Source organism: Streptococcus sp. IsoGale022 (assembly GCF_031142805.1).
Classification (GTDB): domain Bacteria; phylum Bacillota; class Bacilli; order Lactobacillales; family Streptococcaceae; genus Streptococcus; species Streptococcus sanguinis_A.
This window is the reverse complement of sequence record NZ_JAKZJI010000022.1, coordinates 1-12,454: the sequence shown is the minus strand read 5'-3', so window position 1 is coordinate 12,454 and position 12,454 is coordinate 1. Positions and strand designations below refer to the sequence as shown.

General features: G+C 38.4%; 8 protein-coding genes and 1 CRISPR repeat array. Of the genes, 1 reads left to right on the top strand and 7 read right to left on the bottom strand.

What is annotated here, in order from left to right:
- Positions 1 to 47 precede the first annotated feature (47 nt).
- From RG608_RS10365 to rpiA, 3 genes are read right to left on the bottom strand one after another with little or no spacing between them, the layout of a single operon-like run.
- Positions 48 to 860 (bottom strand): purine-nucleoside phosphorylase, encoded by an 813-nt coding sequence (locus tag RG608_RS10365; protein WP_268686772.1) that lies wholly within the window; start codon positions 858 to 860, stop codon positions 48 to 50.
- 29 nt (positions 861 to 889) lie between these two features.
- Complete coding sequence (locus tag RG608_RS10360; RefSeq protein ID WP_268686773.1) at positions 890 to 2,101, bottom strand: phosphopentomutase; 1,212 nt, start codon at positions 2,099 to 2,101, stop codon at positions 890 to 892.
- A 13-nt stretch (positions 2,102 to 2,114) separates the two neighbouring features.
- Positions 2,115 to 2,792 (bottom strand): ribose-5-phosphate isomerase RpiA, encoded by a 678-nt coding sequence (gene rpiA, locus RG608_RS10355; RefSeq protein WP_268686774.1) that lies wholly within the window; start codon positions 2,790 to 2,792, stop codon positions 2,115 to 2,117.
- A gap of 177 nt (positions 2,793 to 2,969) precedes the next feature.
- On the opposite strand from rpiA, the gene mnmE reads away from it, so the two are divergent.
- Complete coding sequence (mnmE, locus tag RG608_RS10350) at positions 2,970 to 4,343, top strand: tRNA uridine-5-carboxymethylaminomethyl(34) synthesis GTPase MnmE (protein WP_268686775.1); 1,374 nt, start codon at positions 2,970 to 2,972, stop codon at positions 4,341 to 4,343.
- A gap of 33 nt (positions 4,344 to 4,376) precedes the next feature.
- Positions 4,377 to 5,998: a CRISPR direct-repeat array (repeat unit 36 nt; unit sequence GTTTTGGAACCATTCGAAACAACACAGCTCTAAAAC).
- 90 nt (positions 5,999 to 6,088) lie between these two features.
- On the opposite strand, the gene csn2 is transcribed toward mnmE, so the two are convergent.
- From csn2 to cas9, 4 genes are read right to left on the bottom strand one after another with little or no spacing between them, the layout of a single operon-like run.
- On the bottom strand, positions 6,089 to 6,751 hold the full coding sequence (gene csn2 / locus RG608_RS10345; RefSeq protein ID WP_268686776.1) for a type II-A CRISPR-associated protein Csn2: 663 nt from the start codon (positions 6,749 to 6,751) through the stop codon (positions 6,089 to 6,091).
- Complete coding sequence (gene cas2 / locus RG608_RS10340) at positions 6,741 to 7,085, bottom strand: CRISPR-associated endonuclease Cas2 (RefSeq protein WP_111675748.1); 345 nt, start codon at positions 7,083 to 7,085, stop codon at positions 6,741 to 6,743. Before cas2 ends, csn2 begins: the two co-directional genes overlap by 11 nt.
- Positions 7,082 to 7,948: a type II CRISPR-associated endonuclease Cas1 gene (gene cas1 / locus RG608_RS10335; RefSeq protein WP_268686777.1), complete on the bottom strand. Its 867-nt coding sequence runs from the start codon at positions 7,946 to 7,948 to the stop codon at positions 7,082 to 7,084. The genes cas2 and cas1 overlap by 4 nt, the downstream gene beginning before the upstream one ends.
- Entirely contained in the window at positions 7,948 to 12,210 is a 4,263-nt protein-coding gene (cas9, locus tag RG608_RS10330) for a type II CRISPR RNA-guided endonuclease Cas9 (RefSeq protein WP_268686778.1), read from the bottom strand. The genes cas1 and cas9 overlap by 1 nt, the downstream gene beginning before the upstream one ends.
- Positions 12,211 to 12,454: the final 244 nt, after the last annotated feature.

Here is a 12,454-nt window from a genome sequence, read left to right as displayed (position 1 = left end):
TTCCAGCGTCAATTACCAATCCAGACACTACGCCTTTCAACATTTTTTTACAATTCAGCAAGTGTTTCTTTAAGCAGTCGTTTAAAATCACCTTTGACACGTTCTGTTACTTCAACCACTTCCTCATGATTTAGCTCTTCTTGGAACCCAGCAGCAAAGTTTGTAATGCATGAAATCCCAAGGACTTTCAAACCAGAATGTGCTGCTACAATCACTTCAGGAACAGTAGACATGCCGACTGCATCTGCTCCGAGCGTCTTATAAGCACGGATTTCTGCAGGCGTTTCGTAAGTCGGACCGGTAACACCAATATAGACACCGTCATCAAGCTTAATGCCAAGCTTATCAGCGACTTGATGAGCAGTTGCACGATATTCTGGAGTGTAAGATTTAGACATATCAGGGAAACGTGGACCAAATTCATCCAAGTTTTCACCAATCAAAGGATTTTGGCCAGTCATATTGATGTGGTCAGTGATGGCCATAAGCGTACCAGGACCATAGCCGATTCCGCCGGCAGCATTAGTAACAATAACACCTGTCGCACCAAGAGCCTTCATCACACGCACTGGGAAAGTAACGATCTCTAAAGGATTTCCTTCATAGAAATGGAAACGGCCTTGCAGTGCCAAGACTTTCCGTCCTGCCAAGTCTCCATAGACTAATTTTCCAGCGTGGCCAACAACAGTTGAGCGGCCCCAGTTTGGAATATCCGCATAGTCAAGACTAACGGCATTTTCGATTTCTTCAGCCAATTCTCCCAAACCAGATCCCAAAATCAGACCAAATTCAGGTTCTGTCATCCCTTTTTCTTTCAGGAAGGCTGCTGTTGCTTTGATTTTTTCTGATAAGCTTGTCATAAAACATTTTCCTCACTCTCTTATAATGCTTATACCAATTTGTCCAAGAAGCTTTGACCAATCATCGCCTTGTCTACTCCGAAGTTTTCAGCAACGGTAGCTGAGATATCGGCAAAGTGTCCGACAGGAATATGACCATGACCGCTCAGCGATTTTCCGAAGACCAAGAGCGGAATGTACTCACGAGTGTGGTCCGTTCCGGCATAGGTCGGGTCATTACCATGGTCAGCAGTAATCATGAGTAAGTCATCTTCACGCATATTTTCAATGATTTCTGCGATGCGAGCATCAAACTCTTCTAGGCAGTCACGATAGCCATGTGGATCACGGCGGTGACCATAAAGAGCATCAAAGTCTACTAGGTTAGTAAATGAGAAACCTTCTTTGAAGTTTTCATCTTTCAAGGCTTTGACCAAAGTATCCACACCATGATTGTTAGACTTATTGTGTCCCATATCATGATTAATTCCAGCGCCATTGAAGATGTCATTTATCTTACCAACAGAATAGGTGTCAATTCCAGCTTCATTGAGCTTATCAAGTACAGTTGGCTCAAACGGAGAAACTGCATAGTCGTGACGGTTGGCTGTACGAGTGAAGTTGCCTGGCTCACCTACATAAGGACGAGCGATAATACGTCCCAGAAGCGCAGGACGTTCCAAGGTAATAGAGCGGGCGAATTCACAGATGCGATAGAGCTCTTCCAAAGGAATCACTTCTTCGTGTGCTGCAATTTGTAATACCGGATCAGCAGAGGTGTAGATAATCAGCTCGCCTGTTTCCATCTGACGAGGGCCAAAGTCATCGATAACTGCTGTTCCAGAATATGGCTTGTTAGCCTCACGAATGACCTTGCGACCAGAAAACTCTTCGATCTGAGTCAGGATTTCTTCTGGGAAGCCATTCCAGAAAGTATCAAAAGGCTCAGTAATATTGAGACCCATGATTTCCCAGTGTCCTGTCATCGTGTCTTTTCCAAGAGATACTTCTTCCAGCTTGGTATAGTAACCGCTAGGATTTTCTTCTTGAGGAACAGTCTTCAAAGGAGCAGGACGCTCGATATTTCCCAAACCAATCTTAGCCATGTTTGGCACATTCAGCCCTACTGTTTTGGAAATATGTCCCAGAGTATCTGAAGCACCATCTGGTACCCCTGCATTGACAAAGTTATTAGCATCTGGTGCAGCACCGATACCGACTGAGTCCATGACTACCAAGTGAATACGATTAAATTTTGGCATAAAACACCTCTTTCTATATATTGACCTCTAAAATTTTAAGACCTGATTTTCCAGCAACAATGACCTTGTCTACCATTTGATTAAACAGTCCATGCTCCACTACGCCCACTACATGATCTAGCTCCTGTGCAAATGCAATAGGATCTTCAATCACGCCAAGGTCTAGGTCGATAATGAAATTCTGCATGTCCGTAACAAAACGCTGACCGTCTTTCTGACGAAAGGCAGGCTTATAGCCCGCACGCTCAAAGCGACGAAAGAGCTGCTCAGCACCATACTGAACAACTTCTACTGGTAGCTTGAAGGCACCAAGATTCTCTACCATCTTACTCTCATCAACTACCCAGATATAGTGCTTGGTAGGCACCGCTACGACTTTCTCCATGAGAAGCGCACCGCCACCACCCTTGATACCGTTAAAAGCTGAATCAACCTCATCAGCACCATCAACAGTGACATCCACCTGATCCACATCGTCGATAGACTTGAGCGGAATGCCCAGCCCTTCAGCCTGTTTACTAGTGACACTAGAAGTCGTAACTGCTGTAATCTGCAGGCCTTCCTCCTTGATACGTCGGCCAATCTCTTCAACAAAATAGTAGGCAGTCGAACCTGTCCCGAGACCGACAATCATCCCGTTGTGGACAAATTCAGCAGCCTTGATACCTGCTAGTTTTTTTAGATTTTCCATAGCACCTCCTCAAATCACACTACTTTCATTATATCACGATTCTTCCTGTTATGAAAGTGTTTTCTTTACCATACCTAAATTTCATTCCTTCCGCTTGATAATCGAAAGCCTTGCTCCTCCTTGATTTTTGCGTTACAATTAGGGTAATTGATTTTAAAACACAAGGAAAAATACAGTATGATTACCAGAGAATTTGATACAATCGCTGCGATTTCTACGCCTCTTGGCGAAGGGGCCATCGGCATTGTCAGACTAAGCGGTACTGACAGCTTTGCTATTGCCCAAAAAATCTTCAAAGGGAAAAATCTAAGCAAAGTAGAAAGCCACACGCTCAACTACGGCCATATCGTTGACCCTCAAAATCAGGAAATTCTGGATGAGGTTATGCTTGGTGCAATGCGCTCTCCCAAGACCTTCACGCGCGAAGATATCATCGAGATTAATACCCACGGCGGAATTGCGGTCACGAATGAAATTTTGCAGTTGGCTATCCGCGAGGGCGCTAGAATGGCTGAGCCTGGTGAGTTTACCAAGCGGGCCTTTCTCAATGGGCGCGTAGATTTGACTCAGGCTGAGGCTGTCATGGACATCATCCGCGCCAAGACCGATAAAGCTATGAACAACGCTGTCAAGCAGCTGGATGGTTCTCTATCCAACCTTATCAACAATACCCGTCAGGAAATCCTCAACACACTGGCTCAGGTTGAGGTCAATATTGACTATCCCGAGTACGACGATGTGGAAGAGATGACGACCCAGCTTTTGCGAGAAAAAACAGCTGAGTTCGAAGCTCTGCTGAACAATCTTCTCGATACTGCACGACGAGGTAAGATTTTACGCGAAGGTATTTCCACTGCTATCATCGGACGGCCTAATGTTGGCAAGTCCAGCCTGCTCAACAATCTCCTGCGCGAGGACAAGGCAATTGTGACTGATATCGAGGGGACGACCCGTGATGTGATCGAGGAGTATGTCAATATCAAGGGTGTACCGCTCAAGCTCATCGATACCGCAGGCATTCGGGAAACCGATGACCTTGTGGAACAGATTGGAGTAGAGCGCTCTAAAAAAGCCCTGCAGGAAGCTGACTTGGTTCTCTTAGTTTTAAACGCCAGCGAACCCCTGACAGACCAAGACAGACAATTGCTTGAAATTAGCCAAGACAGCAACCGCATCGTCCTGCTTAACAAGACCGACCTTGAAGAAAAGATTGAGCTGGATAAGCTACCGACTGATGTCATCAAGATTTCCGTCCTCCAAAATCAAAATATCGATAAAATTGAAGAACGCATCAATCAGCTCTTCTTTGAAAATGCTGGTATCGTCGAGCAAGATGCTACCTACCTATCAAACGCCCGTCACATTTCCTTGATTGAAAAAGCCCTGGAAAGCCTGCAAGCCGTCAACCAAGGCTTGGAAATGGGTATGCCGGTAGATCTACTCCAAGTCGATATGACTCGCACCTGGGAAATCCTCGGCGAAATCACTGGTGACGCTGCACCAGACGAACTCATCACCCAACTCTTCAGCCAATTTTGCTTGGGGAAATAGAAAATAAGAGGACTGAATAAAACAGTCCTTTTTATGATAAATAAAAACGAAACAACACAGCTCTAAAACACAGTGTTTGGAATGATACGGAAGAACTTAGTTTTGGAACCATTCGAAACAACACAGTTCTAAAACATTACGCTTGGGCTAATTTTGGTTGGTCAGGTTTTGGAACCATTCGAAACAACACAGCTCTAAAACAGTAGCCCTGCACCTTGCTCATGATTTCTGGTTTTGGAACCATTCGAAACAACACAGCTCTAAAACTAAATTTAATCCTCTTTACTTTCTTTTTTTGTTTTGGAACCATTCGAAACAACACAGCTCTAAAACTAAACTATTGATATATTCTTCTAGGTGATGGTTTTGGAACCATTCGAAACAACACAGCTCTAAAACTCTGAACTGGACTATATGACCCGCTTTTACGTTTTGGAACCATTCGAAACAACACAGCTCTAAAACAACGACACTAGACACTGTTAAATATGATGGGTTTTGGAACCATTCGAAACAACACAGCTCTAAAACCTCGCCAAAAACTTTCTATAAAGGGCACCAGTTTTGGAACCATTCGAAACAACACAGCTCTAAAACCTCCAAGCATCAGTTGAAGAACGTATTGACGGTTTTGGAACCATTCGAAACAACACAGCTCTAAAACACAGTGAATTTATGATTTTACTAAAGCATAGTTTTGGAACCATTCGAAACAACACAGCTCTAAAACGGCGCAGATGCCATGTTACATGTGACAGTTTGTTTTGGAACCATTCGAAACAACACAGCTCTAAAACGTGTGACGCAGCCGACAGAAACCCCATCTTGTTTTGGAACCATTCGAAACAACACAGCTCTAAAACACAGGTCTATGGATAATCAAAGATTACCCAGTTTTGGAACCATTCGAAACAACACAGCTCTAAAACCTGAAAACTTTGCACTTGTACTTGACAAGCGTTTTGGAACCATTCGAAACAACACAGCTCTAAAACTAGACCCCTTTGACCCTAAATCAATTTTAAGTTTTGGAACCATTCGAAACAACACAGCTCTAAAACATTTGGAATAACATGGTTAGTTAATCTATTGTTTTGGAACCATTCGAAACAACACAGCTCTAAAACCTGGACTTTGTCAAGACTGTCTACCACATCGTTTTGGAACCATTCGAAACAACACAGCTCTAAAACCCTATTTAAAGAAATTGAATTGATTTTCGTGTTTTGGAACCATTCGAAACAACACAGCTCTAAAACGTATGGTGCCATTCACAAGGCCTGATCACTGTTTTGGAACCATTCGAAACAACACAGCTCTAAAACCCTCTAATGTTGTCTATCTTTGCTGTTCTTGTTTTGGAACCATTCGAAACAACACAGCTCTAAAACGAATTTGGCCGATACTCAATCGATTTTTTAGTTTTGGAACCATTCGAAACAACACAGCTCTAAAACAAGGTTAGGGGCAAATCTACAAGCGGACTAGTTTTGGAACCATTCGAAACAACACAGCTCTAAAACAAGATTGCAGTCTAACATCGATGCAAATATGTTTTGGAACCATTCGAAACAACACAGCTCTAAAACGATACGGTTAAATATGGCGATAAGCAAAAAGTTTTGGAACCATTCGAAACAACACAGCTCTAAAACCTCGTAGAAAAATTTTTCTCACGAAATTTCGTAATCGCGCCATTCATCCCAGCCGGACTTCAGCTCGTCAGGTTCCAATTGTTACTCTTATTATACCATATTTTCAGGGTTCAAGAAATAGTCCTGATCCAGCACATACTGCGGAAAATCATAGACTTTTCGAGGTTCGACAAATAAAACCCTTAGTTGATTGAGTTGGATATACTCTATCAAATTTACTAACTCATCCTTTGATAGATAGGCAGTCGCATTAATGAAAACAAGGAGTTTCTTTTTAGAAAGATATTTAAAAACCTGGACAATTTCTAGCATCTTTTCAAAAAGTGTATCACTCATGGTTTCGACTTTGACACCAAGTGCATCGATTAACTCTAGAATGGTGATTTCATCATACTCTAGGTCTAACTCGTTTTCCAAACACTCAAATGCCAGTAATTCTGTAATCGTAGAAACCAGCTTTTCAATCATGGATTTGACTTCGAGCTTGTCATTAAGCTGATTTTCAAGATCTGCATGTATCAACTTGAGCATGGCGGGTGAGTTGAGATTGTATCCTAAGACATCCGTTATCACTAGTAACTCGGCCTCTTTCATAGCTTTTAGATTTCTATCAAACAACTTTAACTCTCCATCATCAGTGTACTGGTAGAACTGCTTGACGATAGTCGAAAAGGTAAACTGGTCTTCCAGGACTAAAAAGGTTGCATTTTCAATAGCCAATGGTTCATCCAATAATGGGAAATTAATCTTCATCTCCAGGCTCCTCTCCTAGAAAAACTAAACGTGCGTCGGAGTTTGCTACGCTGGTATTTCGCTCGCCATTTAAGTAGATCATACGAGAAAACTGCTTTTCTGTAACGGTTAAGAGAGTAATGTTTCCTTTTTTAGGATTATGAGTCTTGAGTCGCTCAATCATGGCGTTATTAGCAGAGTTGTTGAGCAAGAGCTTGCTATAGATAGAGAATTGGTGCATGATAAATCCTTCATCTATGAGGAACTTGCGAAATTTCCGATAGGCCTTGCGTTCCTCTGCGGTATCAACGGGCATATCAAACATTAAAATCATACGCATATATCGATAACTCATATCCTAAACTCAGGAACTCCTTTCTCCGGTTGATTAAGAGCTTGAATGACTTTCTTAGTATAGTCGCTGACGATATTGGTCAGATACATATCCTTTCCATTGTAGTGGAAGGTGTCTGAGAAAATAGTGAAAAGTTCTCGTTTGATTTTGACAAAAGAACTGTTTCGATTTTCATAGACAATTCTGTCAATAATGGGACGGAAAGGCTCCATAATATCACTAGCTAGGTTGAATTGATTAAACTGATTGGCATGTTTCAAGCCGAACTGGGTCATGCAACCCGACAAAACAATCTCACGCGCAAACATACTTAAAATCAAGGTGTAGCCGTAGTCTAAGGCAGCATTGACATCATTATCTTGTTCACGACTAAAATCATTTCCAAACAAGGCATTAAAATAAATTCGAGCTACGTGCCCTTCGCGGTTGCTAGGGTCGAATAAATCCAACCCATGATAGAGATCAAGTACTGACTGGCTCTTTTCAAGAAAACCACAGCTTCCCAGATAAAAAGCTTGATTGAGAATTTTTTGTGCAATAATAGTCGTCCAAACTTGTACTTTAGCCTCCTCGCCCCATGCGATTTGACGAGAGAGTTGCAGACTGGAATCGTGCCGACCGTAGTAGGGCATCAAGTATGCAGTTGGCAAGCGTTTATCATCACAAAAGATGACCAGAATATTTTCATCCACCAAGCGTTTAATTAGCATAGTGGAGAGAACGATATCTGTCGTCTCCAAAAGCAGGATGTCCACCTCGGACAGATGAATCAACTCTGTCCGAGAGGCATCTTTAAAAATCAAGTGGTTGTTCTTGTAGGAGAGCTTAGAGTGCGTATTGACTACAATGGTTCTCCATCCCATTAGTCTTCTCCTAGTTTTCTCAAGTCAATCCGGGTTTCGTAGAGACCAGTGATTGATTGGTGGATAAGGGTGGCGTTGAGCAATTTTTTGTCTGGTTTAGGACGCATTCTTGCGACTGTATACTTATTATCAAAGAAATCATTTATATCTTTTGGGGCACCACTTTTGACAAAGCTAAACATTTTTATAAAATTATCATAAAAATATTTGATGGTTTCCTCTCTGATATCAATTTCTTTAATCTTTCTCTCATTATATCCTTTTATAAGATTCTTTAACGATGTAGTGTTACCCAACATTTTTTGTGAAAAAGCTGATAGCTGGTTCGAAATATTATCAAATTCTTCCTTGTGTTTGAGTATGAAATTTTGACTTTCCTTTATTGCACTTTCAGATTTTAAATCCATCAAATTCGATTTAGTCAAAAGTCGTTTCATATGGAAAAATAATTCAGTTTGAGTTTTTGTTAATTTAAATTGGGTAGCTTTATGAAGGTTTGACTTGCTTTCAAATAGCATTCTTGTTCCATCAATTTTTTGCATTAGTGAATATTTTGGAATTCTATAGAAGCCTAGAACACGATTTATATTATTCTTTTTAAGAAAACCATTTTCTGAAGTGTCATTTAAGAATTGAAATGGATTATTATTAAATTTTTCATAATCTATGATAAAAATGTCATGGAATTCTTTTACAGTTTCTATCTTTCCTTTCTTTTCATTAAACCGTTCTGCGATTATGATAATAGATAAGGCAGAATTCATTGGTCCATAACCTCCATATATAGAGGTATCTAAACATAAAGCTTTTGTTTTTAATGGATAGCGATTATTTGCTGCAAGTTGTTTATTAAATTTTCCAACAGGATTTTGACTATAAAATGCTCCTTTTTTAATCATTGTTCGTTTGACAAAGTTGATTTGAGATTTGTAGATGACATCTTTTATAATCGGTAAATCCCTATTACAATCCCAAATATCTTTACTAACTTTGGAATCTGGATTATTAAAGAATCTCATGATGTTAGAATAGAGATGCTTTCTTAACGTTGCTTTATTCTCCTCGTGCCGATTAAAGTGAGCATGGTGGCCATATATCAACTCAGGAGCTAATTTGGGATAGGCTTTAAGAAGAGTTTGTCCTACAACAACAGCTAGATAAGCATCGTGAGCATGGTGATAATCATTCAGTTCACGTATTTTGGCAATATGAAAGGTGTTTCTAAAATTGGTAACTAGTTGAGATTTTAAAGTAATGATTTTGGTGTCTGAAAAACGATTGTCTAGTATGCGAGCAACATGCTTTATAATTTGTCGTGTTTCGACTAATTGACGTTCAATAAAGCCGGCTTTCATGCTCTCGGTCAGAACACCATCAGGAGTTCGTTCGCTAGTAGTTAATCTTTGATATTTCGTTTGAGAAATTAGCTTGGCATTATATAATGTCTCCCAGAAAGGTTTCATATGAGCAACTGTCTCTTTGTCCGATATATTATCCAACTTTCTTTGATTATTTTTCCTATGCGTTAATACTTTATTATCGATTGAATCAATTGGTAAAAAACTATAGGGGATAATATGATCAACTTCGTATTGATCTAGCTGGTCTAGGTATATGGGGGCAGGACTTCCTGTTTCATCTAAGGAGTATATATCCTTCCCATTTTGAAGATAGTATAAATATAATTTCTCAGATTGTAGTTGTTCATCTGAATGAAGAACTTTTCCATTTTCTAATACACTATTTTCAATATTTTTTAGTGCAGATTCTAATTTAGATTTACGAGTTTTTGCCTTTTTTTGCCCCTCTTCGGTGGTCATATTTTCACGAGCCATTTCAATGACGATATTTTGGGGTGGATATCCTATAATCTGAACTAGCTCATCAACAATTTTAATACTATTCAAGATTCCTCGTTTGATAGCTGGACTACCAGCCAACTTTTTAATTTCTTCAAATACATCATCTTCAACAGTTGATTTAGATTGAATGGCTTTGATAGCAGAATCAAAGGATAAGGTGCTATCAGAAATAAGTTGAACTAAATTACGATTTTCATCATCATTTCGAAGGAACTGCAATAAATTAAAACCTGTATCCTCGTCGCGAATGCCTAATAATAACTTAGCAGAATAACGTCCCCAGCCTGTATAGCGCAATTTTGAGAGTTGATTAATTTTCTCTTCATTTAAAAATTCAAGATGCCCAAAATATTTTGTAAGGTAGTTTTTAATAGATTTTTTATCATCAAAAACGGTAATAACTTTGATAATCTCTTCTAACTCTTTTTGATAGATTTCAGAATCTAGTAACTCTTCTGAAAAAATGGTTTTTAAATCATTATATGTTTTCAAAGTAGAATTAAGAGATTTACCTTTTTCAATTCCCGAAACAATTTCAACCGCTTGTAAATCTGTGCATTTCTCCAAGTATTCAAGGAGAATGGCAGAACTGACACGCTTACTATTAGTTTTAAATAAGTTATTGATTATTTTTTGTCGGTGTTCTGAATCGAAAAAGTGAGTTTTCCCATATTTATCTTTATACTTGACCCGAATTAATTCATTTTGGAGCATGACTTCTTCATAGATCAAACTACGTTTTGGTAAAACTTTTTCATTTAAGAGAATAATATCATTTCCTATTAAATTGGAGATGAAGGCATCTCTAGTTTCATCCATATTTATCAGTTTATGATAGTTCCAAGGACGTATTTTACCATTTCTAGTATCTTCATCATTATCATCTAAAACATCTTGGCTAGTCGCTCGTTTTATCCAAGCGAATCTGCTATTATTTCCTTTTTCCAGAGGACCAACATAATAAGGGATTTTAAATGTCAAGATAGATAGTAATTTATCTTTGTTTTCTAGCAGAAAAGGATAATCTTCCCCTTGTCTTTCTATAATCTTTTCTAGTTCATAAGCGTGAATTTGATTAGGAATTGCTCCATTATCAGTTGTACGGAGTTTTCTTAAAAATGTTCCATCTGATATCTTATTAAGAAAATATTCTGCCCCTTCAATACCAGTTATTTTTCCATTGATATAGTCATAAAAATTTTGTTGTATTGTTTTTTGTTTCTGTGGATTAGTTAATACCATCTTATTAGATATATATCCAACATATCCCTTTGTTTCCTTATCTACATCAAATCCATTTGGTGTTTTTCTACCAAAAATATCTAAGTAATCTTGTTCAGATAGATTTTGTTTAACAAAAGATTTGAAATGTTGCAAATCTTTACGGTGTTCCTCGTATCTCTCAACCATAGTAGCAGAAAAACGGGCATGAGTTGCTCCAGTGTAGGTTAGCATACCAGATAGGAGTATCGTATCACGTAAAATTTTTAGTTTAGCAAATACATCGGAAAAGTCTTCTTCTAATGCACCAAGAAGATTTTCCAGATTTTCATCATAGTTTTCTTTGGAGAAATTAAGATCCGGTTCTTCTTCTAATTCAAAACAATCTTTAAATTTCGTTTTTAAACCAAATAATAGTTGTAATAGTTGTTTGAAAATACTCTTGTCTTTTTTTAGAAGCTCTTGTTGGAAATAGGATAGTATCCTTTTTACTTTTTCTTGTCTGTTATTACTTGACTTAAATATATCTGCTATGGTTTTAGATTCATCAGAAATTTCTAAATCAAAAGCGTCTTGGCAAGATTCAACAAAATCAATCCAAGAGTTTTGCATATTGATATGGTTAGGGTCAATGTTACCTAATGTTAAAAAGTGGCCTCGGTACTTTAAAATGTGCGATAAGGCCATGTAAACTTCACGAATATCAGCAACAGGAGAACCTTTATCTGCATCAGCTAAGTGTTTTCGTAAATGGTAAATCGTAGGGTACTTCTTGTGATAGGCAGTTTCCAATTCTTTATTACCAAAAAATGGTTGTTTTATCTGTAGGTCCTCACTTTTATCACCAAGCACTCTAAAACTTTCATCTAATCTACGATAAAAATTTTTATCGACTTTTTCAATCTCTTTTTGAAAAATATCTCGTAAATAGGCAATTCTATGATTTCTTCTATCAATTCTACGCCGATTAACACGAAAAACTCGAGTTCCTTTAGCTGGTTGAGCAGATACAAAAGTTGTAGACCCGATTAAATTTTTCTTTATTTTTTCTTTTTCTGTATTACCTAAAACTTTAAATTTAAACGCAGGTACTTGATAATCTTCAGTTACAACAGCATAGCCAACAGATGATACACCTATATCCAAGCCGATTGAATAATTCTTATTAAATTTCGTCATAAAACTACTCCTTGTCTTGATTTTCGATTTTATTTTTTGTATAATAACTACGTTGGAACTATTCGAAACAACACAGCCAAAAGATTTTTCTTTTGAGTTAAAATATGGTTATCCATAATCAGTTATGCGCACCGATTCGGTGCTTTTTTATTTACTACACTAACTTATTGTACTCCTATTTTCCTAAAAAAACAATTTATTTTAGAGCGCTTTCATTTAAAAATAGAAAAAAACTACGTTAAAT

Excerpts from the sequence above, each read along its gene's own strand:
- mnmE (WP_268686775.1), top strand. The coding sequence starts at position 2,970 with ATGATTACCAGAGAATTTGATACAATCGCTGCGATTTCTACGCCTCTT.
- RG608_RS10365 (WP_268686772.1), bottom strand. The coding sequence starts at position 860 with ATGACAAGCTTATCAGAAAAAATCAAAGCAACAGCAGCCTTCCTGAAA.
- csn2 (WP_268686776.1), bottom strand. The coding sequence starts at position 6,751 with ATGAAGATTAATTTCCCATTATTGGATGAACCATTGGCTATTGAAAAT.
- cas1 (WP_268686777.1), bottom strand. The coding sequence starts at position 7,948 with ATGGGATGGAGAACCATTGTAGTCAATACGCACTCTAAGCTCTCCTAC.
- rpiA (WP_268686774.1), bottom strand. The coding sequence starts at position 2,792 with ATGGAAAATCTAAAAAAACTAGCAGGTATCAAGGCTGCTGAATTTGTC.
- cas2 (WP_111675748.1), bottom strand. The coding sequence starts at position 7,085 with ATGAGTTATCGATATATGCGTATGATTTTAATGTTTGATATGCCCGTT.
- RG608_RS10360 (WP_268686773.1), bottom strand. The coding sequence starts at position 2,101 with ATGCCAAAATTTAATCGTATTCACTTGGTAGTCATGGACTCAGTCGGT.
- cas9 (WP_268686778.1), bottom strand. The coding sequence starts at position 12,210 with ATGACGAAATTTAATAAGAATTATTCAATCGGCTTGGATATAGGTGTA.